The sequence below is a fragment of the Terriglobus sp. TAA 43 genome, assembly GCF_000800015.1.
Classification (GTDB): domain Bacteria; phylum Acidobacteriota; class Terriglobia; order Terriglobales; family Acidobacteriaceae; genus Terriglobus.
This window is the reverse complement of sequence record NZ_JUGR01000001.1, coordinates 1151271-1171083: the sequence shown is the minus strand read 5'-3', so window position 1 is coordinate 1171083 and position 19813 is coordinate 1151271. Positions and strand designations below refer to the sequence as shown.

Annotated in this window: 19 protein-coding genes; 11 read left to right on the top strand and 8 right to left on the bottom strand. The window is 56.5% G+C overall.

Annotated features, from left to right (window positions below):
- Window position 1: 1 nt before the first annotated feature.
- Window positions 2-283 carry a MoaD/ThiS family protein gene (locus tag M504_RS04970; RefSeq protein WP_047488678.1) on the top strand — a complete coding sequence of 94 codons (282 nt, stop codon included), beginning with the start codon at window positions 2-4 and terminating at the stop codon, window positions 281-283.
- Window positions 284-356: 73 nt separating this feature from the next.
- On the opposite strand, the gene M504_RS21715 is transcribed toward M504_RS04970, so the two are convergent.
- A complete protein-coding gene (locus tag M504_RS21715) occupies window positions 357-506 on the bottom strand; it encodes a DUF3309 family protein (protein ID WP_083345151.1) in 150 nt (49 codons plus the stop codon).
- A gap of 185 nt (window positions 507-691) precedes the next feature.
- Here M504_RS21715 and M504_RS22005 point away from each other — a divergent pair, with 185 nt between their 5' ends.
- Window positions 692-835: a hypothetical protein gene (locus M504_RS22005; protein ID WP_156785087.1), complete on the top strand. Its 144-nt coding sequence runs from the start codon at window positions 692-694 to the stop codon at window positions 833-835.
- Window positions 836-904: 69 nt separating this feature from the next.
- Here the strand turns inward: M504_RS22005 and lon are convergent, their stop codons facing one another.
- Both lon and clpX read right to left on the bottom strand, forming a co-directional pair.
- Window positions 905-3331, bottom strand: coding sequence for an endopeptidase La (gene lon / locus M504_RS04965; protein WP_047488675.1), 2427 nt, complete (start codon window positions 3329-3331; stop codon window positions 905-907).
- Window positions 3332-3487: 156 nt separating this feature from the next.
- Window positions 3488-4768, bottom strand: coding sequence for an ATP-dependent Clp protease ATP-binding subunit ClpX (gene clpX, locus M504_RS04960; protein WP_047488672.1), 1281 nt, complete (start codon window positions 4766-4768; stop codon window positions 3488-3490).
- Window positions 4769-5019: 251 nt separating this feature from the next.
- Here clpX and M504_RS04955 point away from each other — a divergent pair, with 251 nt between their 5' ends.
- Together M504_RS04955 and M504_RS04950 are read left to right on the top strand one after the other, a co-directional pair.
- Window positions 5020-5481 (top strand): nuclear transport factor 2 family protein, encoded by a 462-nt coding sequence (locus M504_RS04955; protein WP_156993537.1) that lies wholly within the window; start codon window positions 5020-5022, stop codon window positions 5479-5481.
- A 26-nt stretch (window positions 5482-5507) separates the two neighbouring features.
- Window positions 5508-6128, top strand: a complete 621-nt coding sequence (locus M504_RS04950; protein ID WP_047488665.1) for an FMN-binding negative transcriptional regulator — start codon at window positions 5508-5510, stop codon at window positions 6126-6128.
- Between the two features lie 45 nt (window positions 6129-6173).
- Here the strand turns inward: M504_RS04950 and clpP are convergent, their stop codons facing one another.
- The 3 genes from clpP to M504_RS04935 form a co-directional block, all read right to left on the bottom strand.
- On the bottom strand, window positions 6174-6770 hold the full coding sequence (clpP, locus tag M504_RS04945; protein WP_047488661.1) for an ATP-dependent Clp endopeptidase proteolytic subunit ClpP: 597 nt from the start codon (window positions 6768-6770) through the stop codon (window positions 6174-6176).
- Window positions 6771-6934: 164 nt separating this feature from the next.
- Window positions 6935-8380: a trigger factor gene (tig, locus tag M504_RS04940; RefSeq protein WP_198137524.1), complete on the bottom strand. Its 1446-nt coding sequence runs from the start codon at window positions 8378-8380 to the stop codon at window positions 6935-6937.
- A 61-nt stretch (window positions 8381-8441) separates the two neighbouring features.
- Window positions 8442-9539, bottom strand: coding sequence for a hypothetical protein (locus tag M504_RS04935; protein ID WP_047488659.1), 1098 nt, complete (start codon window positions 9537-9539; stop codon window positions 8442-8444).
- An 89-nt stretch (window positions 9540-9628) separates the two neighbouring features.
- On the opposite strand from M504_RS04935, the gene M504_RS04930 reads away from it, so the two are divergent.
- The 6 genes from M504_RS04930 (at window position 9629) to M504_RS04905 (ending at window position 15316) form a co-directional block, all read left to right on the top strand.
- Window positions 9629-10360 carry a uracil-DNA glycosylase gene (locus M504_RS04930; protein ID WP_052200797.1) on the top strand — a complete coding sequence of 244 codons (732 nt, stop codon included), beginning with the start codon at window positions 9629-9631 and terminating at the stop codon, window positions 10358-10360.
- A 129-nt stretch (window positions 10361-10489) separates the two neighbouring features.
- Window positions 10490-10852, top strand: coding sequence for a YtxH domain-containing protein (locus tag M504_RS21090; RefSeq protein WP_052200417.1), 363 nt, complete (start codon window positions 10490-10492; stop codon window positions 10850-10852).
- Between the two features lie 266 nt (window positions 10853-11118).
- The gene (gene cysD, locus M504_RS04920) at window positions 11119-12066 is read left to right on the top strand and encodes a sulfate adenylyltransferase subunit CysD (protein ID WP_052200415.1); all 948 of its coding nucleotides are present in this window, start codon (window positions 11119-11121) and stop codon (window positions 12064-12066) included.
- Between the two features lies 1 nt (window position 12067).
- Entirely contained in the window at window positions 12068-13657 is a 1590-nt protein-coding gene (gene cysN, locus M504_RS04915) for a sulfate adenylyltransferase subunit CysN (RefSeq protein WP_052200412.1), read from the top strand.
- Window positions 13657-14487 (top strand): phosphoadenylyl-sulfate reductase, encoded by an 831-nt coding sequence (locus M504_RS04910; protein WP_232296158.1) that lies wholly within the window; start codon window positions 13657-13659, stop codon window positions 14485-14487. The genes cysN and M504_RS04910 overlap by 1 nt, the downstream gene beginning before the upstream one ends.
- Window positions 14488-14554: 67 nt before the next feature.
- Entirely contained in the window at window positions 14555-15316 is a 762-nt protein-coding gene (locus M504_RS04905; RefSeq protein WP_047488653.1) for a sulfite exporter TauE/SafE family protein, read from the top strand.
- Window positions 15317-15400: 84 nt separating this feature from the next.
- On the opposite strand, the gene M504_RS04900 is transcribed toward M504_RS04905, so the two are convergent.
- Complete coding sequence (locus tag M504_RS04900) at window positions 15401-16012, bottom strand: hypothetical protein (protein WP_156993534.1); 612 nt, start codon at window positions 16010-16012, stop codon at window positions 15401-15403.
- A 98-nt stretch (window positions 16013-16110) separates the two neighbouring features.
- On the opposite strand from M504_RS04900, the gene M504_RS04895 reads away from it, so the two are divergent.
- Entirely contained in the window at window positions 16111-17088 is a 978-nt protein-coding gene (locus M504_RS04895; protein WP_047488647.1) for a glycosyltransferase family 2 protein, read from the top strand.
- Window positions 17089-17144: 56 nt separating this feature from the next.
- Here M504_RS04895 and M504_RS04890 read toward each other — a convergent pair whose 3' ends face one another.
- Window positions 17145-19721 (bottom strand): TonB-dependent receptor, encoded by a 2577-nt coding sequence (locus M504_RS04890; protein ID WP_232296157.1) that lies wholly within the window; start codon window positions 19719-19721, stop codon window positions 17145-17147.
- Window positions 19722-19813 lie beyond the last annotated feature (92 nt).

The following is a 19813-nucleotide window of genomic DNA, read 5'->3' as shown; positions in this document are numbered from 1 at the left end:
GTTGGCAATTCGAGTAATGCTTCCCGCCGCCTTTGCGCGGCACACGTCAGGAACAAAGCAGGTGCAGTCTGAGGCGGCTACGCTGCCCGCGCTGGTGGATGATCTGGGACTGAAGTTCCCGGAGCTGGGCACGCACATCAAGGACGAGGACGGCACGCTGCGTAAGTTCATCAACGTGTATGTCAACGATGAAGACATCCGCTTCCTAGGCGGCGATGCGTATCAGTTTCAGGATCGCGATGAGGTTATGTTCATCCCTTCGATCGCAGGTGGCTGCAAGTAGGATTTCTTTTTATGCAAACAGGAACGGGAGCCATATGGCTCCCGTTCCTGTTTGCCAACCTGTTTCTTTCGACTTAGACGCCGTGCATCAGCAGGACGATCAGCACAATGATTGCCAGCAGACCGAGCCCACCGCTCGGGTAGTAGCCCCAACCACGGCTGTAGGGAAGAATCGGGGAGGTGCCGAATGCGAGCAGAAGAAGAATGATGAGAAGAATCAACATGGGGGAAGTCTCCTTTCAAATTCGTGTGCGCAAGTTGCGCGACAGGAGACTAGATGCATGGTGCTTCGGAATACGTTTCCTCATCGAGCCCAATTTGATTTTGTGAAAGCGCATACAACCACTGCTCCCATGCATGCTTCTATTGGCAGGGTGATTTGTCCGCAGCTGCGGAGGAGGAAGGGTATATGTTTCTGGCAATTGCAGGTGTTTTGTTTCTGATCTGGCTGCTTGGTGAAATCTTTACCCATGGTGCGAGCCTGGCGATTCATATCCTGGCTATTGTGTGGGTGATTTCGCTGATCGGCGGCCTATTCAGCAGCAAGAAGTGACGCGTTGAGAACAAATAGAAAGGGCCGACATCCCGATGTCGGCCCTTCTGCTTTGTCTGATTGGTATCCCTACTGACGCGCCTCTGTAGCAGGACGCAGCGTGTTGGGAGGAGGCATTTTGTTGTTGAGGGCCTCGGGCTTTTCCTCTTCCAGTTTCGGTAGGGGGCCTTCGAGCGCCAGCTTTAGAACCTCGTCCATTTCTGCGGCGAAGTGCAGCTTCATCTCATCCTTGATGAGCTGCGGCAGTTCGGCGTAGTCCTTTTCGTTGTCCTTGGGCATGATGGCTTCACGGATACCGGCGCGATGTGCTGCGAGGAGTTTCTCCTTCAATCCGCCAATCGGGAGAACCTTGCCACGCAGGGTCACTTCGCCGGTCATCGCGATGTCGCGACGTACGGGAATCAGCGTTAGCGCAGAGGTGAGCGCAGTGGCCAGCGTGATGCCAGCGGAGGGGCCGTCCTTCGGGATAGCGCCTTCCGGAACGTGCACATGGATGTCGATGTTGCGGTAGAAGTCCTTGGGAAGGCCCAGGTGCTGCGCGCGCGAACGCACGTAGCTCAGCGCGGCCTGAGCCGACTCCTGCATCACATCGCCAAGCTGCCCAGTAGTGGTCAACTTGCCCTTGCCATCCAGAACCTGTACTTCGGTCTGCAGAATGCTGCCGCCGACCTCGGTCCAAGCCAAGCCGGTGACAAGACCGACTTCACTCTTCTCCTGGATGATCGAGTCGTGGAACTTCTGCGGGCCGAGGTAATCAGCAATGTTCTCCGCAGTGATCGATTCCTTCTTGTGCTTCGTGCCTTCCTTCACCACGCGACGTACAGCCTTACGGCAGACGTTGCCAATTTCGCGTTCCAGGTTACGAACGCCGGCTTCGCGGGTGTAGCCGCGGATAAGCTCCTTCAGTCCCTCGTCGTTGAACTCGATGTTGTCCGCCGTCAGGCCGGTGGCTTCCATTTGCTTCTTCACGAGGTACTGCTTGGCAATCTCCAGCTTTTCGACTTCGGTGTAGCCGTGCAGGCGCAGAATTTCCATGCGGTCTTGCAGCGGTCCCGGGATCGTGTGCAGCACGTTTGCCGTGGCCACGAAGAGTACCTGCGACAGGTCGTATTCCACGTCGAGGTAGTGGTCCTGGAAGGTGGCGTTTTGCTCGGGATCAAGAACTTCCAACAACGCTGCTGACGGATCGCCACGGAAGTCGCTGGCCATCTTGTCGACTTCGTCGAGCATGATGACAGGGTTCTTCGTTCCGGCCTTCTTCATCGACTGAATGATCTGGCCGGGCAGGGAACCGATGTACGTGCGGCGATGACCGCGAATCTCTGCTTCGTCACGCACGCCGCCAAGAGACATTCGGACGAACTTGCGTCCGGTAGCCTTGGCGATGCTCATGCCGAGCGATGTTTTACCCACACCCGGAGGTCCGACGAAGCAAAGGATGGAACCCTTAGGATTCTTCACTAACTGTCGTACTGCGAGGAACTCAAGGATGCGGTCCTTGATCTTCGGCAGTCCGTAGTGATCTTCGTTCAGGATGGTTTCCGCGTGTTCAATGTTGCGGATGTCCTTGGACTTCTTCTTCCACGGCACAGCCAGCAGCCAGTCAAGATAGTTGCGGCTGACGGTGGATTCCGCTGACATGGGCGGCATGGCCTCAAGCTTCTTTAACTCCTGGATAGCCTTATCAAAGGCTTCCTTTGGCATGCCCGCGGCTTCAATCTTCTTCTTCAGCTCGTCCCATTCGGACTTTTCGCCGCGGCCAAGCTCCTTCTGGATGGCCTTGATCTTCTCGTTGAGGTAGTACTCTTTCTGCGCGCGCTCCATCTGCCGCTTTACACGTGATTGCACGGTACGGTCCATGTTGAGCTTTTCGATCGCGATGTCGAGTACGTCAGCGATCTTGGTGAGGCGCTGTGCGGGATCGAAGAGATCGAGCAGTTCCTGTTTTTCTTCGATGGAGAGCTGCAGGTTCGCTGCGATGACGTCCGCGAGCTTTGTCGGGTCATCTGTGCGGATGCTGGCCACCATCGTCTCGTAGTTGAGGCTCTGCTGCAGCTTCAGATGTTGCTCGAAGCGCTGCTGCACAAGCTGCATCAATTGCTCAATCTGCGGTGTGATGACGAGTTCTGTTTTGCCTGTGCGCACGGTCGCGACGAAAAAACCGTCCTCATCGTTCAGTTCGATGGTGCGCGCGCGTTCGACACCTTCTACCAGCACCTTGATGTTGCCGTCTGGCATCTTCACAGACTGCACAATGTTGCCAATGGTGCCGGTCTCAAAGATGTCGTCGGAAGTCGGTTCGTCAATGCTTGCGTCATGTTGCGTTGCAAGGAAGATTTTGCGGTCGCCCGTGAGTGCTTCATCCAACGCGCGTACGCTGGATTCGCGGCCCACGACAAACGGGGTCATCATATGCGGGAAGATGACCATGTCGCGGATGGGCATCATGGGGAGCTTACGTACTTCGCCGTGGGGCTGATCAGTTTGTTTCGGCATGGGTCTCCCTCATTAGACGTGGCAACACAGCGCAGGATGCGACGTGGGACACTTCCGGTGATTGTACTGCCTTTAAGGCGTGTAAGTTGGTGTGGGAAATCACATACAAAACAAAACGCGGCGACCACAGAGGTCGCCGCGTTTTGCCTTCATATATCAACCGGCTTTTTCAAGTGGAAGGGGCAGAGCGACGGTACGGCTCTTCACCATTTCCGCCGTAATCTCCAACTCCTTGATCTTCTTGTTCGTTGGAACGGTGTACATCAGATCCAGCATCAGCTCTTCCAGAATCATGCGTAGACCACGTGCACCCACCTTGCGATTCAAGGCTTCATGCGCGATGGCCTGTGCAGCCTCTGGAGTCCAGGTGACCTTTACACCTTCAAACTCGAACAGCTTCGCGTACTGCTTCAGAATGGCATTGCGCGGACGAGTAAGGATGTCGATCAGCGCAGCTTCATCCAGTTCGTCCAGAATGCCCAACACGGGCAGACGGCCGACGAACTCGGGGATCAAGCCATACTTCAACAGATCCTGCGGTTCTGCCTGACGCAGCATCTCCGTATCGCGCTGTGGGCGGATCGGAGTAACCTCCGCTTCCTTGCCTTCGACCGTGGTCTTGAAGCCAAGCGCCTTCTTGCCGATACGGCGAGCGATCACCTTTTCCAACCCGACGAATGCGCCACCGCAGATGAACAGGATGTTCGTCGTATCAACGATGGTGAACTCCTGATGCGGGTGCTTGCGGCCGCCTTGCGGTGGAACATTGGCGACGGTGCCTTCCAGCATCTTCAGCAGTGCCTGCTGCACACCTTCGCCGCTAACGTCGCGAGTGATGGAGGGGTTCTCGTCTTTGCGGCCAATCTTATCGATTTCGTCGATGTAGATGATGCCCTGTTGCGCACGTGTCACGTCACCGTCGGCGGCCTGGAGCAGCTTCAGGATGATGTTTTCTACGTCTTCGCCCACATAGCCAGCTTCAGTGAGCGTGGTGGCGTCGACGATTGCAAAGGGAACATCCAGCATCTTGGCCAGCGTCTGTGCCAGCAGGGTCTTGCCGCTGCCGGTGGGGCCAACGAGAAGGATGTTTGACTTCGCAAGCTCCACATCGTTACCGCGTGTGCGGTTCATCTGGATGCGCTTGTAGTGGTTGTAGACCGCTACGGCGAGCTTCTTCTTAGTGAGATCCTGGCCGATGACGTACTCATCGAGGAACGCCTTCACCTCGTGCGGCTTCGGCAGATGGGCCGGGGCCGATCCAGGCGTGGTCTCAGCGCGGTCGTCTTCCAGAATGGAGTTGCAAACAGCAACGCACTCGTCGCAGATATACGCGCGTGGGTAATCCGATGGGGAAGAGATCAGCTTCGCTACTGCATCCTGCGACTTGTGGCAGAACGAGCACCGTAGCGAGTCGTCAGTGCCCTTGGAAGTCTTCATCGAGTCGAGAGCTCCTTGCCAGGGGGGAAGAATCCTGACAGAGAATAAGTTTACACCCCCTCAATAACCGCCGTGGTGATGGTAAGTACCCGTCCAGACGACATTTCGAACGAGAAATCCACACATTTCCCGGAATCTGGGTCCAGAAGCCTGGTCGTGAATCCTCGGCACTGGACGCGACGTCCAATGAGTTGACCGGAACCAAAGTGCGTCATTTCACGTATCTGTCTGCGTGCATAAGAGGTAAGAAGTTGAAGCGGATTAAGGGAATGTTTGCCGTTCTGATGATGGCTGCCGTTGTTAGCGCCCATGCGCTGCCGCGCGTTGGTGAAGATGCGGTGGTGAAACAGCTTGTTGATAACTTCCTGAAAGCAGAACAGGGCTACGACGCGGCATCGCTGGCGCGCATGATCAGCGAGAGCTACGTGGAGGTATCGCCCGCAGGTGAAGTGGATGAACACGATCGCTTTCTGAGCTTCTATACGCCAGAAAAGAAGACGGATTGGCCTCAGATGTCCACCAGCGACATCAGTGTGCGCATGTTTGGCGATACCGCGATTGAGATTGTGAAGTTCACCTACCAGATGCCCCAGCCAGACGGCGGCACTCGTTCCATGGAGATGCGCGGCTCGTTTATTGCGCAGCGAGAGAACGGTACGTGGAAGCTGCTGGGCGCACATTACACGGGTATTCGGGCACCGCATTCAAAGTAATTGCACCCACTTCGTATAGTGAACACATGTACTTACCGCCACACTTTGAAGTGTCGGATCTATCTGCCATCCATCAAGCTATGGAGGCTGTAGGTCTTGCGAACCTGGTGACGTGGAACGGGACTGAACTGCTTTCAACGCCTTTGCCATTGATCCTTGTGCGTGACGAAGGCGAGTTCGGGACGCTCTACGGACATCTGGCGAAGGCAAATCCGCAAGCGAGTGCTCCGGTGGTCGGAGAAGCCCTTGCGCTGTTTTCTGGTGTGGACGCTTACATCACGCCCAGTTGGTATGCCACCAAGCAGGAAACGGGCAAGGTGGTTCCTACATGGAATTACGAAACCATTCACGCCTACGGTATGCCGGAGTTCTTTCAGGACGAGGTGCGCCTGTTGGATTTGGTAACGCTGCTCACGCAGCATCATGAAGGCAAGATCGGCGGCGAGTGGCAGGTAAGTGATGCGCCGGACGATTTCATCCGCGGCCAGTTGAGAGCCATCGTCGGTTTTCGTATGGCGATTACGCGGCTGCAAGGGAAGCGAAAGATGAGTCAGAACCGTCCGCTTGCGGATCGCGAGGGAGTTGCAGCCGGGTTACGGGAACGGGGCAGAGATGACGTAGCAGACTATATTCCCTTGAGCAAATAAGAAAGCCCGGCGATTGCCGGGCTTCTTCGTTTCTGCGATTGAGCGTTACGAACGTGGACGCGTGATGATGTCGTCGATCAGGCCGTAGTCCTTAGCCTGGTCTGCGCCCATGGTAAAGTCGCGATCGGTATCGCGTTCGATCTGATCGAAGCTCTGGCCGGTGTGCTCTGCCATGATCTTGTTCATGCGCTCGCGCAGACGCAGAATCTCGCGGGCATGAATGTCGATCTCGGTGGCCTGTCCCTGAATGCCGTGGCCCATGATCAGCGGCTGGTGAATGAGGATGCGCGAGTTCGGCAGAGCGAAACGCTTACCCTTCTTACCCGCCATCAGCAGGAAGGCGCCCATGCTGGCGGCCTGGCCGATGCACAACGTGGATACGTCGTTCTTGATGTACTGCATGGTGTCGTAGATCGCCATGCCGGCGCTTACCGATCCGCCCGGAGAGTTGATGTAAAGCTGAATATCCTTTTCCGGATCTTCACCGGACAGGAAGAGCAACTGCGCAATGATCAGGTTTGCAACGTTGTCATCGATCGGAGTTCCCAGAAAGATGATGTTGTCGCGCAGCAGACGGCTGTAAATGTCATAGGAGCGTTCGCCCCGGCTCGTCTGCTCGAGCACCATTGGAATCAGACCCATGTATCTCCTCGTTTCCGTTGTTGCTCTTGATGCTTCGCAAGTCACATCGACTCACGCTTCGCCGCACTTCGCTGCGTGCCAAAATGCGTGTCCATAGAATAACGGCTTTAGCCGCTGAGGGAGTCTTCCCGCAGCTGCTAAAGCCGTTTTCTTTTGAACCAGAGTTAAGCCAGCTTCTCGTACAGAGCGGTCGCGGTAGCTTCGCGGCGCATCTGCTCACGCATACGCTGCAGCGAACCATCCTGCGTCATCTGCTGACGGATCACATCCTGCGGCTGACGCGTCTGGAAGCTCATGATCATGAGCTCGCGCTCCACGTCATCGTCCTTCACCTGAACATTGGTCGCATCTGCGATCTTGTCCAGGATGAGCGATGCCTTTACTTCCTTGATGGCTTCGTCACGCTGTGCGGCGCGCAGGCTGTTGAAGTCAAGCTGCTGCATCTGCTCGCGCGTCATGCCCTGCTGCGCAAGTGCGCGCAGGCCGCGATCCAGGCGGACGTCGATCTGCTGCTGCACGAAGGCTTCGGGAACGGGGAAGGTGAACTTCTCGACCAGAGCATCGACAAGCTTGCCCTTATCTTCGTTCTCTGCGTTCTGCTTCTTGCCCGACGTTGCGTTCTCACGCAGTCCGGTCAGGAAGGCATCCCAGCTCTCGTACTCGCCAAGCTGTTTCGCGAACTCATCGTTCTTTTCGGGATAAACCTTGCGCTTGATCGACTTCAACGTAACGCTGTAATCAATCGTCAGGCCAGCCAGGCGAACGTCGCCGAAGTCGCTGGGGTAGTTCACTTCCAGCTCAAACTCCGCGCCGACCTTCTTGCCGCGCAGGGCATCGCTGAATGCAGGCAGAGTGTTCTTGCCGCCGATTTCTACCAGAACGTCTTCGCCGTCGATCTCGTCGGCTTCCTGCACGGTGGTGTCACCTTCTGGCTTGCGGCGAACGCCCTTGAAGCTGATCTCTGCCCAGTCACCATCAACCAGTTCGCGATCCTCTTCCACCGGTTCAATGGTGGCGTGTGCATCCAGAACGCGATCGAGTTCGATGTCGAATTCTTGCTCGGTCAACTCAGGGGCAGACTTGGCCACGGTCACCGTCTCGTATCCGCTGATATCGAAGCCGGGCATGACTTCAAACTGTGCACGGAAGCGCAGCGGCTGGCCTTCGTTCAGATTCAGCTCTACGATCTGCGGCTGGGAAACCGGGCTAAGGCCCTTGGACTCCATCTCGGTGCGGAAGCGGTCCTGCACCAGCATGTCCATGACTTCCTGGCGGACTTCACGAGCGAAACGATTGCGGATGGTTGCCTCAGGCACCTTGCCCGGACGGAAGCCGGGAATGCGTGCCTGCTTGGCGTAACGCTTAACGACCTTGCCGAAGGCCTTGTCCACATCGGCGGCCGGAACTTCCACGCTGATTTCTTTGGTCAGCTCGGGGTTCAGCGCGGGGCCGTGGGTGTGGTTGTGACCAGCGTGATCGTGGTCGTGCGTGTGCTGTTCTGCCGTCTCCACGGGGGTGGTCTCGGCCACTGCTTCTACTGTCTCGTTCGGAGTCAAAATCGGTGCCTTCTGGATGGGTCTCTGCGGCGTGCTGCGGCGGTGTGGCCGCATGCGGATTTGCCGTCATCCACCATCGTACGGACAGCGGCGGAGAGGGTCAAACCCGATGTGATTAATTGCTGGCCGGGGAGTAGGAATTGTTCGGCGCTACCTGGATTCTCAGATGCCACTGGAGGGTCTCTCCGGGGCCTATGAGCGTTTTGGTCCCGTCCGGCCCTTCCGTGCTGAAAGTCAAAGAAACCGCGCTTGCGTCCTTGGGTACGTCCACTCGAAAATTCCGGATGCTTGACGTCAATGCCATCAACCGCAAGGTGTAGCCGTCTGCAAGGTTGTGCAGCCGAAGCTCTGGACCGCTGCTCAGGTAGGAGTACTTCAGGCCGTGCCATGTCCGATGCAAATCGCGCGTATCCAACGGGATTTCTGCGGCTTTCTCAGCGTTTTCTGCCGTTTCCGGAGGGGTGATGCGCAGACTGCCCAGTCCCTTTGTAGGGATGGCGAACTGCGGGCTCCAGGAGAGCACTACGGATTTGGGTTCACCGGTGACGTTTTTCGTCGTGATCGAGAGGTCGTAACCGCGGTCCGAGATTGTTGTTGAGACTTGCGTTTGGAGGCCGGACGGAGGTGGTGCGATACCGTCCGCGCCGGGTGCAGGTTCGGCAGAGAAGCCGGCAGTGGCACCCGTACCGTCCGGAGTCATCTCATTGTGGGCGTCCTGAGCTGCCTGCATGGCCAGAACTTCCTGTCCCTCTGAAGAGTCCGCCGGTGAAAAAACTTTGAGGGAGATCGGAGAGTATTTCAGAGATGCTTTGGGCGCTCCAGTATTCGGCATCAGCAGCGGCGATAGGGAGGGAATCGGAGTCCCAACAAGCAGATCCTGTGGATCGCGGCCCGGAAGGTCCAGCGACAACTGCAAAATCCCCATGCCTACGCCGGGCATCACCGAGAGACCCACGAACTGCGGTGTAACGCCGGAGGCAGGTGAGATGCGATGAACTTCGATGACGTCTTGCCCGCCGGGACGAGGCAACACTCCGCTTTCAGGAGGAACTTCGACGGTGCTGAGTTTGTGGAGTCTTCCGTGCAAATGCGCTACCCAGACAATGCCGAGAACCCCGAGTACAACCGCAAGAATCAGAGCTGTCAGCAAGCCGGAACTCGCTAGGCTAAATCGCTTCTTGCGCCGTCGTTCGCCGTTATTGGAGCTGCTCACAGGATTCCTTTGCTCTGGGGATGCACCGCGTTTTCAGAGGCTCCGAACGCAGGTGTGCCACCACTCACGCTACCATCATGTGGTCTACCATGCCATCGAAGCTCCAGAAGTCCGTACCTACAAGTCGCTCTGCCGTCGCCGAGTTTGCCGTTTTGAATGAACAGATTGTGTCCTGCGCGCGTTGTCCTCGCCTGCGCGAGTATTGCACCGCCCTTGGAGAGACGAAGCGGCGCGCGTACATGGATTGGGATTACTGGGCGCGTCCTGTACCGGGTTTTGGAGATGTAAACGCACGCGTGTTGATTGTGGGGCTCGCTCCTGGGGCTCACGGAGCCAATCGGACCGGACGCCCTTTCACCGGCGATGGCGCGGGTTATTTCATGTATCCCGTGTTGTATGAGACCGGGTTTGCCACGCAACCTGATGCGACGTCACGAAATGACGGCCTGAAACTGCGCGGATGTCGGATTTGTTCTATCTGCCGTTGCGCCCCGCCGGGAGACAAGCCGACGCCCCAGGAGATTCGTAATTGCGCACCGTTTCTGGCGACGGAGATTCAGACGTTGCGTAAGTTGCGCGTCGTCGTCGCGCTTGGACGGATTGCCTTTGATGGATATCTGAATTTTCTTATCTCGCAGGGAGTCATCACGTCGCGTCGCGAGTATGGGTTTGCGCATGGAGCGGAACACAAACTTCCGAATGGCATTACGTTGATCGCCAGCTACCATCCCTCGCTGCGCAACACGAACACGGGCCGACTGGATAAAGCGATGTTCACACGCATTTTTGTGCGGACCCGCGAACTCGCCGGGCTTTCATGATCGGTTGCCGCCAGAACAACCTGTACCATCCGTTGTTCATCACACGATAAAGGAACGGGTTTTACGAATTGTGCTGCAGTCCGATGTGCGCAGTGCAGCAGACAAAAGGGAAGCGAGGCACTTTCGACCATGAATAACAAGAGTTTCTGGGCCGCCTTTATCACCGGTCTTACTGTAGGCGCAGTTGTGGCTTTGGTATATGCACCGCATGATGGGAAAACCACACGTAAGAAGATTGGCCGCGCTTACGGCGATGCGGAAGACGCTCTGGAAGACGCCGCAGACTACGTGAAAGACAGGGCAGAGCGTCTGTCAAAAGAGGCCTCACACGCTTACAAGAAAGGCGTGAAGCAGCTTGACGAGGTCTATTCCAAGGCTTCCGACGCACTGGACGATATCTATTCCGAAGCGAAAGATCGGCTCGCATCCGCTGCTGATTCGGCGATTGATGGCGTGGAGACCGCATCGAAGAAAGTTCGCGCGATGGTGTAGTTGCGTTACCGAAACGCAAAAAGCAATCGAGCCCATCGCTTTTGGCGGGGCTCGATTGCTTTTTGAATCGCTTCTGGCTGTCTGTTAGTCTCATAAGTACGCATGCGCGCTTGTTGTCAATACCGCAACTGTTGTCCGGCCTGTTCCGTGGCCGTGTGTTGTCGCGTGCGATAGTTTCACCCTTCTCGCCGGAACGCCTCACCCCACACTCAAAGCACTGAATCGCACGGTTTCGCCGCGCACATTTCTTGTCACACAGGGATTCAATGGGAACAGCTTCACTGTTATCGCCGCAGGCCCCCGCATCACCGCAACCGCCGCGGCTTAGTCATTTGCGTCTGTTAGAGGCGGAGAGCATTCACATTCTGCGTGAAGTAGCCGCGGAGTTTGAAAAGCCAGTAATGCTGTACTCCATCGGTAAGGACTCGTCCGTAATGCTGCGATTGGCGCAGAAGGCGTTCTATCCCGGGCCAATCCCATTTCCCTTGCTCCACATCGATACTGGATACAAGTTCCACGAGATGCTTGAGTTCCGCGACAACATGGCGAAGAGCATTGGCGCTGAGTTGCTGGTTTGGCGCAACGAGCCTGCGCTGGCAGCCGGAACAAATCCCATCGCACTGGATACCAAGCGCTGCTGCGGTTTGTTGAAGACGCAGGCGTTGCTGGATGGTCTGAGCCACTATGGCTTCACTGCTGCCTTTGGCGGTGCTCGTCGCGATGAAGAAAAGTCGCGCGCAAAGGAACGAATCTACTCGTTCCGCGATAAGGCTGGTCAGTGGGATCCGAAGAACCAGCGGCCTGAGCTTTGGAATCTGTACAACTCGCGCATCCACCCGGGCGAAAGTATTCGCGTGTTCCCGCTCAGCAATTGGACTGAGATGGATGTGTGGCAATACATCCACGAAGAAAACATTCCAGTCGTGGACCTGTACTTCGCGAAGGAACGCCCCATGTATATACGTGGCGACGCGCTTCTGCCCATTGAACAGGACTTCGTTGCACGCTTGGGTGAGAAGCCGCAGATGGTGAAGTGCCGCCTGCGTTCGTTGGGATGCAGCCCCTGCACCGGCGCTATTCGCAGCGAGGCTGACACCATCCCAAAAATCATCGAAGAGATTCTCGGCTTCAAGTCGTCGGAGCGCGCGAACCGTGTGATTGACCACGATCAGGAAGGTTCCATGGAGATCAAGAAGCGCGAGGGATATTTCTAAAATGAGCGCTAAGAATAACCTCGTGGAATTGGCTGCCAACGGCGCGCCTGCTGGTGAGCCAGAAGTCTGGAATGAAAACGTGGATGTGTATACGCCACTGAAAGGCCAGACGCCGGAACCTGAGCCTGTGGTGGTATCGCCATCATTCGCTGAGAACTTCAATGTCGATGACTACCTTGCTGAAGAACGCGGCAAGGACCTGTTGCGCTTCTCCACTGCTGGCTCAGTGGATGATGGAAAGTCCACGCTGATTGGACGTCTGTTGTACGACACGCAATCGGTCTATGACGACCAGGTACGTTCCATTGAAGGCAAAGGCACCACGGCTCCGGGCGTGCTCGATCTCGCTCTGCTGACCGATGGCCTGCGTGCAGAACGCGAACAGGGCATCACGATTGATGTTGCCTACCGCTACTTCTCGACGCCGCGCCGCAAGTTCATCATTGCGGATACGCCGGGCCACGAGCAGTACACACGCAACATGGCAACAGGCGCCAGCACGGCTGACGTTGCTGTAGTCCTTGTGGATGCACGTAAGGGCGTGCTGATTCAGTCGCGCCGCCATGCGTACATTACAGCGCTGCTCGGCGTGCGGCAGGTGATTGTCGCAGTCAACAAGATGGATCTTGTGGGTTACAGCGAGGCTGTCTTCACGCAGATCACGCAGGATTTCCGCGACTTCTTTTACGGCCTGGATATAGATGGCCACACCGATACGGTGCTGCACTTTGTGCCGGTGAGCGCGCTTGAAGGTGACAACGTGGTTCACGCCAGCGCGAAGACGCCGTGGTATAGCGGCCAACCGCTGCTTGGATTGCTGGAATCCATCCCGTCGTCGCAGGTCATTACGGAGGCGCCATTCCGTATGCATGTGCAGCGTGTGGTGCGTCCGAACCTTGATTTCCGTGGGTTTGCAGGACAGATTGCTTCTGGCACGATTCGCATTGGCGATGAACTGGTCGCTCTGCCTTCAGGGAAGAGAAGCCGCGTAAGCCGCATCGTTACCTTCGACGGCGATCTTGCGGATGCGTTTGCGCCGTTGTCGGTCACGGTGGTGCTTGAAGATGAAATCGACATTAGCCGTGGCGATCTGCTGGCTGCTTCCGCATCGCTTCCGCATGTGGCGTCGCGGTTTAATGCTTCGCTTGTGTGGATGAATGAGACGCCGCTGGACACCACGCGTCGCTACCTGCTGAAGCAGGGAAGCCGCAGCGTTCCAGCACTTGTTCCTGAGGTATTGAATGCAGTAAATCTCACGGCTGCTTCCGCATCGCAGACAGAAAGCGCATCGCTCCACCTAAACGGTATTGGCGCGGTTGTCGTGGAGACGCTGCAGCCTATCGCATTTGACAGCTATGCTGCTGATCGTCACACAGGCAGCTTTGTGCTGATTGATTCGCAGAGCAATGCGACTGTGGCTGCGGGCATGATTCGTGGCGCTGCATCGATCTCGTCAGCGCATGGCGCACACCATGTGACAGACGTGATCCTGAAGCCAGCACATGCGTTGCGTCTGGAAGGCACACGCGAAGCACTCGATCTTGCACTGGATGCGCTGCGTCAGGCTGGCGTGCTGAAGGAGGATGCGTAATGGACACCACTACTCCCGGCATCGTCTCACGTGAGCACGAGAAAGAGATCCTTCGCGCCGAGCGCGAAACAGAACGTCATGGCGGCGCACCGGTAGTCACCGGCGATGGCAATCTTCCAGAGTTGCGGCCGGAGTTGCTGGCGCAGCTTGCGCATGTGCGTGAAATGTTGCGCACGGAGTTGGAAGGTATCGGCGAAGGCGAAGCATGCCTGACGTGTTCGTTTCAGGCAGAGGATGTGCTGCTGCTGCATCTTGCGATGGAGCTTCGTCCGAACATCCCAGTTCTATTTCTGGAAACGGGCTATCACTTCCCTGAAACGTACGAGTACCGCGACCGCATGGCGCGTGAGTGGAACCTCAACCTGACGAATCTGCTGCCGAAGAAGACAGTTGCAGAGCAGGAGTCGGAGTTTGGTTTGCTCTATCAAACCGAGCCGAATCGCTGCTGCGGTTTGCGCAAGGTGGAGCCGCTGTTCGATGCGGTTGCAAATTACAAAGTCTGGCTTACTGGCTTGCGCCGTGAACAGGCGCGCAGCCGCACTGCATTGCAAGAGATTGACGACTTCGCGGTGAAGCCGGGCATCATTGTGCGCAAGCTCAGCCCCTTCGCGGATTGGACCACGCGCGATGTGTGGCAGCTTAGCGCGCACTTCAATATTCCTCTGTTGCCCTTGTACGACCTGGGGTACACGTCCATTGGATGTCAGCCATGTACCACCCTCCCCACGGACCCGAACGATCCTCGCTCGGGCCGTTGGGGAGGAAAGAAGGTGGAATGCGGCATCCATATCCAGGCCACGGACACGGCCAATCCGGATGCTGCGCACTGATTCTTAGGAAGACGAACGATTTTCCTGGCTGCGTAATTCTTCCGCAGTCTGTTCACGAAAGCAGACGATGCATTACCTGATTGGATTTGTCATTGCGATGTTCATCGCTTTGACGGGCGTGGGAGCCGGCACCATCACCACGCCGTTGCTCATCCTGTTCCTTGGAGTACCAACAGCGGTCGCTGTTACCACCGGACTTGTGTTTTCGGCGGTTGTAAAGCTGTTCCTGGTGCCAACGCAGATCGTCCGCAAACAGGTGAACTGGCATGTGTTGGGATGGATGCTGCTGGGCGGATTGCCCGGCGTTCTGCTAGGGTCGCTGTTCCTCGCACATCTGGTGAGTAAGGGTTCGCAGCACATCATGAACGGCTTGTTGGGTGCGGTGCTTGTACTGACGGCGGTCTACCAGATCATCTTTTCGTTCCGCCCCATCTCGCAACGCGAAAAGCCGCGTGATTGCCGCTTCTGCATGCCCTTGTTGATGTTCCCCGTGGGTGCTGAAGTAGGCTTTTCGTCTGCCGGTGCAGGCGCTCTGGGCACTGCTGCTCTCTTGTCGTTGACGAGCCTTGCTCCCGCTCAGGTAGTGGGGACAGATATCCTGTTCGGCTTTGTTCTATCGCTGGTCGGCAGCGGTGCGCACATGTTCAGCGGAGCACATGATGCCTCGCTGCTGAAGGAACTAGTCATCGGCGGCATCTTCGGCGTGATGGTGGGAACGTGGTCCGCAAGGTTTATTCCCAAGCGCCCACTGCGTTTCGCGCTGTGGGTGTGGCTGCTGATCATCGGGGCGCAGTTCATCTACAACAACGCGATTCATCCGATTCGCTAAGTTACATTCGCGAATACTTTTAAGGGCATGGCTTTCGCCATGCCCTTTTCATTGATGTGTAGCAGGTTACGTCCGCTGATATATCTAGCTGTTATTGCAGCCATGTTGATAGACGATTGGCTTGCGCCACTCTTCCATCGTGGCGAACAGGATGCAGGTACGACCTGTTTCCGTATCAAGGCGCCAGGTCAGATTGCCTTGGCGATACACCTGATACTTTCCGTTGCCGGTGAACGCCATGCCATTCGTTGGGTTTGCAGAGATGGTGTCGGTCGCAGGTGCTGTCGCTGCGGGGGCGGCTGAAGTTACAGGAGCGGCAGCGCTGGTAACGCTACCAGTCATCGGCGGCTGCACATTTGTTGTGGGCTGCACAATGTTGCGCTTGGAAGTGTCGGAGGGCGTCGTGACAATGCTGGAGGACGAAGACGGCGTGGAATTCGATTCGTCCGTCAGTGCGCTCGTATCGTCAAACCGGACACTGCCGTCACCCATCTGGGTAGTGCGCCTGTGATACGCATACCAGGCGGCCGCAGCAATCAAAACGACAATGACGACGCCAATAAGCTTCTTACCCATATCGCTTCCAAGGTACCACCGCCGGGATGTCGGTGCGTCATGGAACTCTTCAACAGCGCCTACATCTTCCGTGTTGTTACTCTCCGGGAGAGGCTCTTCCGTGTAGGGCTGTGTCGCCATCTGCATCATCTTGTCGGTGAATGAGATACAAGTCGATAGGAAATTGCTCTTAGGAATCCGACCAGATTCCCCCAAATGGGTGAGCGTAGAATTTGGATGTGTTTAAGTATTCCATCGTCGTTCCATTTCACAATGAAGAAGAGAATGTCACCGCGCTTTATGACCAGTTGAAAGAGGTCATGGAACACCTGGGCGATAACTTCGAATTTATCTTTGTGGATGATGGATCGCGTGATCGCACCTATCGCCTACTTGAAGAGATTGCGGCGGTGGACAGCCGCGTTCTGGTGATCAAGTTGCGCCGTAATTTTGGCCAGACTTCTGCGCTGGCTGCCGGGTTTGACAATGCGCAAGGGGATTATGTGCTGGCCATGGATGGCGATTTGCAGCACGACCCCCGCGAGATACCGAACTTCCTGGCCAAACTGGAAGAAGGATACGATGTAGTAAGTGGCTGGCGTGCGCAGCGCGCAGACAGTTTTGTGATGCGCCGTATTCCTTCACGCGCGGCGAACTGGCTGGTGGCCAAACTGAGCGGAGTGAAGATCCATGATTTCGGAACGACGTTTAAGGCTTATCGTCGCGAAGTGATCCAGAGCATTCCGTTATATGGGCAGATGCACCGCTTCATCCCTGCGTTGGCATCCTGGTGGGGAGCCTCCATCTGCGAAATTCCCATTTCGAACCCACCTCGGGGCGCGGGAAAAAGCCACTATGGAATCACTCGCACCTTCCGCGTGTTTTTCGATTTGCTGACCATTCGGTTCCTGTTGAAGTACATGACGCGGCCGTTGCACTTTTTCGGTAGCCTCGGGGCGCTCAGCGTGCTGGTCGGCATGACGATGTCGCTTGGATTGCTGCTGATAAAGGTGATTCGTGGCGGCGCAATACTGAATCAACATGGGCCTTGGTTCATTGTGGCTTCTGTCTTGATCGTGGCGGGTGTGCAGTTGATTGGGATTGGCCTGCTTGGCGAGCTCCAAGTGCGCCATTTCTACTCGCCACAGAACCGCGCGCCGTACGCAGTGGAACGAATGGTTCGGCTGCGATCATCGGAAGAGACAATGCAGTCGTAAACAACAAACGAAAACGTCCGCGAAGCCTTCGCGGACGTTTTCGTTTTGGTCGTTTTTTAGAAGTTGAACGAGATCTGTCCAGTTACAGTTCGCGGCGAAACATAGTGCGTTCCGCTAAAGGTCGACAGGAAGTTATACAGCGCTGTCTTGTTGGTGAGGTTTGTGGCTGTGACGGAAAGGTTCGTCTTCAGGCGATCCTTGTGCAATACGTTGTCCCAACCAAGCTGGCCGTCGAACAGGGTACGGGGAGCAATGCGCGGCGGATTCTTGTCGTCATTCTCCGTTCCGGGAGCCGGAATCTTCACCAGCGGAGAATAAAGCTGGCCAGGGGCGCAGCTGGTGATGGGGTTCGCAAGGGTCGCACGAACATTGCCGCAGGTCAGCTGAATCTGTTGCTGCTGATCGGGTGTGAAGCCCAATGCCGTTTCAGGATCCGTTACGGAGCCAGCCACCAGACCGCTCTCATAGCGCCAGGTCAGACCGAAGTACGGGCCGTGCTTGTACTGGTACTGCAAGTTGGTGGACTGCTGGAAAGCCTGGTCGTGGTCAATACGAAACACACTGCTGGTGTTGATCGTTGGATCGTTTGAGAGTACGCCGCCAACCTCGGGGCCAAAGAAGCGCGAACGTGTGTGTCCCAACACCGAATACGCGGAAACGCCGTGGTACGTCGGCATCGTGACTTTGATACCGAAGCCATCGATCTTGGACTTCTGCCACTGGATAGGAAAGGCCAGCGGGGAATTCAGTACAACGTCAAAGTCAAAGTCACGGTCCGTGTACTTCCAGAAATACTCACCGTTCACGACCAGGTAGCGGCCAAATGACTGCTCAAATCCAGCGGTGTACTGATTACGTGAGGCGGGCTTCAGCGCGACGTCTTTAAGCTGGTCGCCCGACGTGCTCTGTAATCCACCGACGCCTGTCGTGCTGCTGACGATCAGGTTTTCGTTATACGGAGTAAGGAAGAATTGTCCCCAACCCAGCCGCAGGACCGTGCCACTGGGATGCACGTGATACGCGACATTGATACGTGGTTCCACCTTGGAGCGGGTGCTCAAGCCGTTGTAGTTGTCCGCGCGCACGCCCAACTGTACGTTCCAGTCGTGCCACATGATGTTGTCCGACAGATATACGGCTTCCTGCTTGATGTCGGTATGGCCGTGGAAACGATAGATGGAACCACCACGAGTCAGATCGTACGGTGCAAGCCCTGGTGCGTAGCTGTCGTTGGCCGTGAAGTCGTTGCCCACACCGCATTGCGTGGGGCTAGTGATGGAGGGATCCGTGACAGGATTGCCGTCAGCATCAACGCACGGTGCATTAAACGTCGCATCCGTAACGCCGAGGCCGAATCCTTCCGTTAGGAAGGTGTGGTATAAGGTCGCTCCAGCTTTCAACGTGTGAATGCCCTTGTTGAGCGTGTAGTCCGCGCGGAGGCCGGCATTTTGCAGGCGGCGTGATTGCGACAGCGTTACGGGCGTGTCGTTGAAGACGTCATTGCTGGGGTAGTAGTGGAAGTTGTCCTGGCGCAGATACGGGGAAACCGTGATCAGGCTGTTGGGACTGATGGTGTGTGTCCAGCTTGGCGCAATGTTGAAAGAGATGATCTTTGCGCGCTGATCCTGGTTGGGCTGGTCATACTGGTTGGGTTGCTGGAACCATGAACGCGAGAACGACAGGTTCAGTTGCAGGGCATCCACGTCAGTGGGGTGATAGTCGCTTCGATTGAAGATGTTGATGCTGTTGCCAACGTCATGCACCGGACGATATTCCGGGCTATCCAGATAGCGACCGCTGCGATAGCCGTCGATGGAAAGGAAGTCGCCTACCGTTTTGCCGCCAAAGCCGACAGCAAGTGATGGCGTGACCGAACCGAACGTGCCGTAGCTTAGTCCAACCGTGCCCGTAGGCTTGGCCAGTCCCACGCCGGAGCGCGTGGTGGTTTCCACCACCAGGCTAGTCTTATCGCCATACTCTGCGGGCGCAATGCCGTTGATCACGTTAACCGACTGGATGATGTTCGGTGATGGCTGATTGCCAAAGACGCGGCTCTGCTGATCGCTGATCGGCTGACCGTCAATCGCGAAAGTCGTGTCGGCGTGTTCGCCAAGCGGATGGAAGAGGCCGTTCGAATCCGATGCGATGCCGGGCGTGCTCAGCGTGACAAGGCTGGAGAGTGGCGACGAGGTGCTGACCAGCGGCAGTTTCGTAAACAGATCGCGGTCAATCGTCGTGGACTGCTGTGCGGAGGTATTCAGTACATCGTCCGACTCGACGGTTATCTCCTGCGACGCTGCGCCGACCTTCAGTTGCAGATCGAGTTGCGTTGCGTTGCCGGTGCGTACCTGGACATCGCTTGTCGTGCTGGAGAAACCAGTTGCCGAAACTTCAATGTGGTAGCGATTGAACGGCAGATTTGTGAAGGTATAACGGCCAGTGGTATCACTCTTCGCGGTGCGGCTAAGGCCGCTGACGGGATTGGCAATGAGAACGGTAGCGTTGGGGATCGCTGCGCCGCTGGCGTCGGTGACGATGCCGGACACGGTGCCAGCGGTGGATTGAGCAACAGCAGGAATACCAGCGGCGATAGCGGCTACTGGAAGGGAGAGCATGAGGGCAAACTGGCCCATGCGCATGGAGAACTCCTCAAAATGTTGAAAGCAAATCAGCGTGAATGCTGCATCAAGGCAGCAAAGCGGCAGCGGTACGCTGCCGAGCGACG

Excerpts from the sequence above, each read along its gene's own strand:
- M504_RS21715 (WP_083345151.1), bottom strand. The coding sequence starts at position 506 with ATGTTGATTCTTCTCATCATTCTTCTTCTGCTCGCATTCGGCACCTCC.
- M504_RS22005 (WP_156785087.1), top strand. The coding sequence starts at position 692 with ATGTTTCTGGCAATTGCAGGTGTTTTGTTTCTGATCTGGCTGCTTGGT.
- lon (WP_047488675.1), bottom strand. The coding sequence starts at position 3,331 with ATGCCGAAACAAACTGATCAGCCCCACGGCGAAGTACGTAAGCTCCCC.
- clpX (WP_047488672.1), bottom strand. The coding sequence starts at position 4,768 with ATGAAGACTTCCAAGGGCACTGACGACTCGCTACGGTGCTCGTTCTGC.
- M504_RS04950 (WP_047488665.1), top strand. The coding sequence starts at position 5,508 with ATGTACTTACCGCCACACTTTGAAGTGTCGGATCTATCTGCCATCCAT.
- clpP (WP_047488661.1), bottom strand. The coding sequence starts at position 6,770 with ATGGGTCTGATTCCAATGGTGCTCGAGCAGACGAGCCGGGGCGAACGC.
- tig (WP_198137524.1), bottom strand. The coding sequence starts at position 8,380 with ATGCGGCCACACCGCCGCAGCACGCCGCAGAGACCCATCCAGAAGGCA.
- M504_RS04930 (WP_052200797.1), top strand. The coding sequence starts at position 9,629 with ATGCCATCGAAGCTCCAGAAGTCCGTACCTACAAGTCGCTCTGCCGTC.
- M504_RS21090 (WP_052200417.1), top strand. The coding sequence starts at position 10,490 with ATGAATAACAAGAGTTTCTGGGCCGCCTTTATCACCGGTCTTACTGTA.
- cysD (WP_052200415.1), top strand. The coding sequence starts at position 11,119 with ATGGGAACAGCTTCACTGTTATCGCCGCAGGCCCCCGCATCACCGCAA.
- cysN (WP_052200412.1), top strand. The coding sequence starts at position 12,068 with ATGAGCGCTAAGAATAACCTCGTGGAATTGGCTGCCAACGGCGCGCCT.
- M504_RS04910 (WP_232296158.1), top strand. The coding sequence starts at position 13,657 with ATGGACACCACTACTCCCGGCATCGTCTCACGTGAGCACGAGAAAGAG.
- M504_RS04905 (WP_047488653.1), top strand. The coding sequence starts at position 14,555 with ATGCATTACCTGATTGGATTTGTCATTGCGATGTTCATCGCTTTGACG.
- M504_RS04900 (WP_156993534.1), bottom strand. The coding sequence starts at position 16,012 with ATGGCGACACAGCCCTACACGGAAGAGCCTCTCCCGGAGAGTAACAAC.
- M504_RS04890 (WP_232296157.1), bottom strand. The coding sequence starts at position 19,721 with ATGGGCCAGTTTGCCCTCATGCTCTCCCTTCCAGTAGCCGCTATCGCC.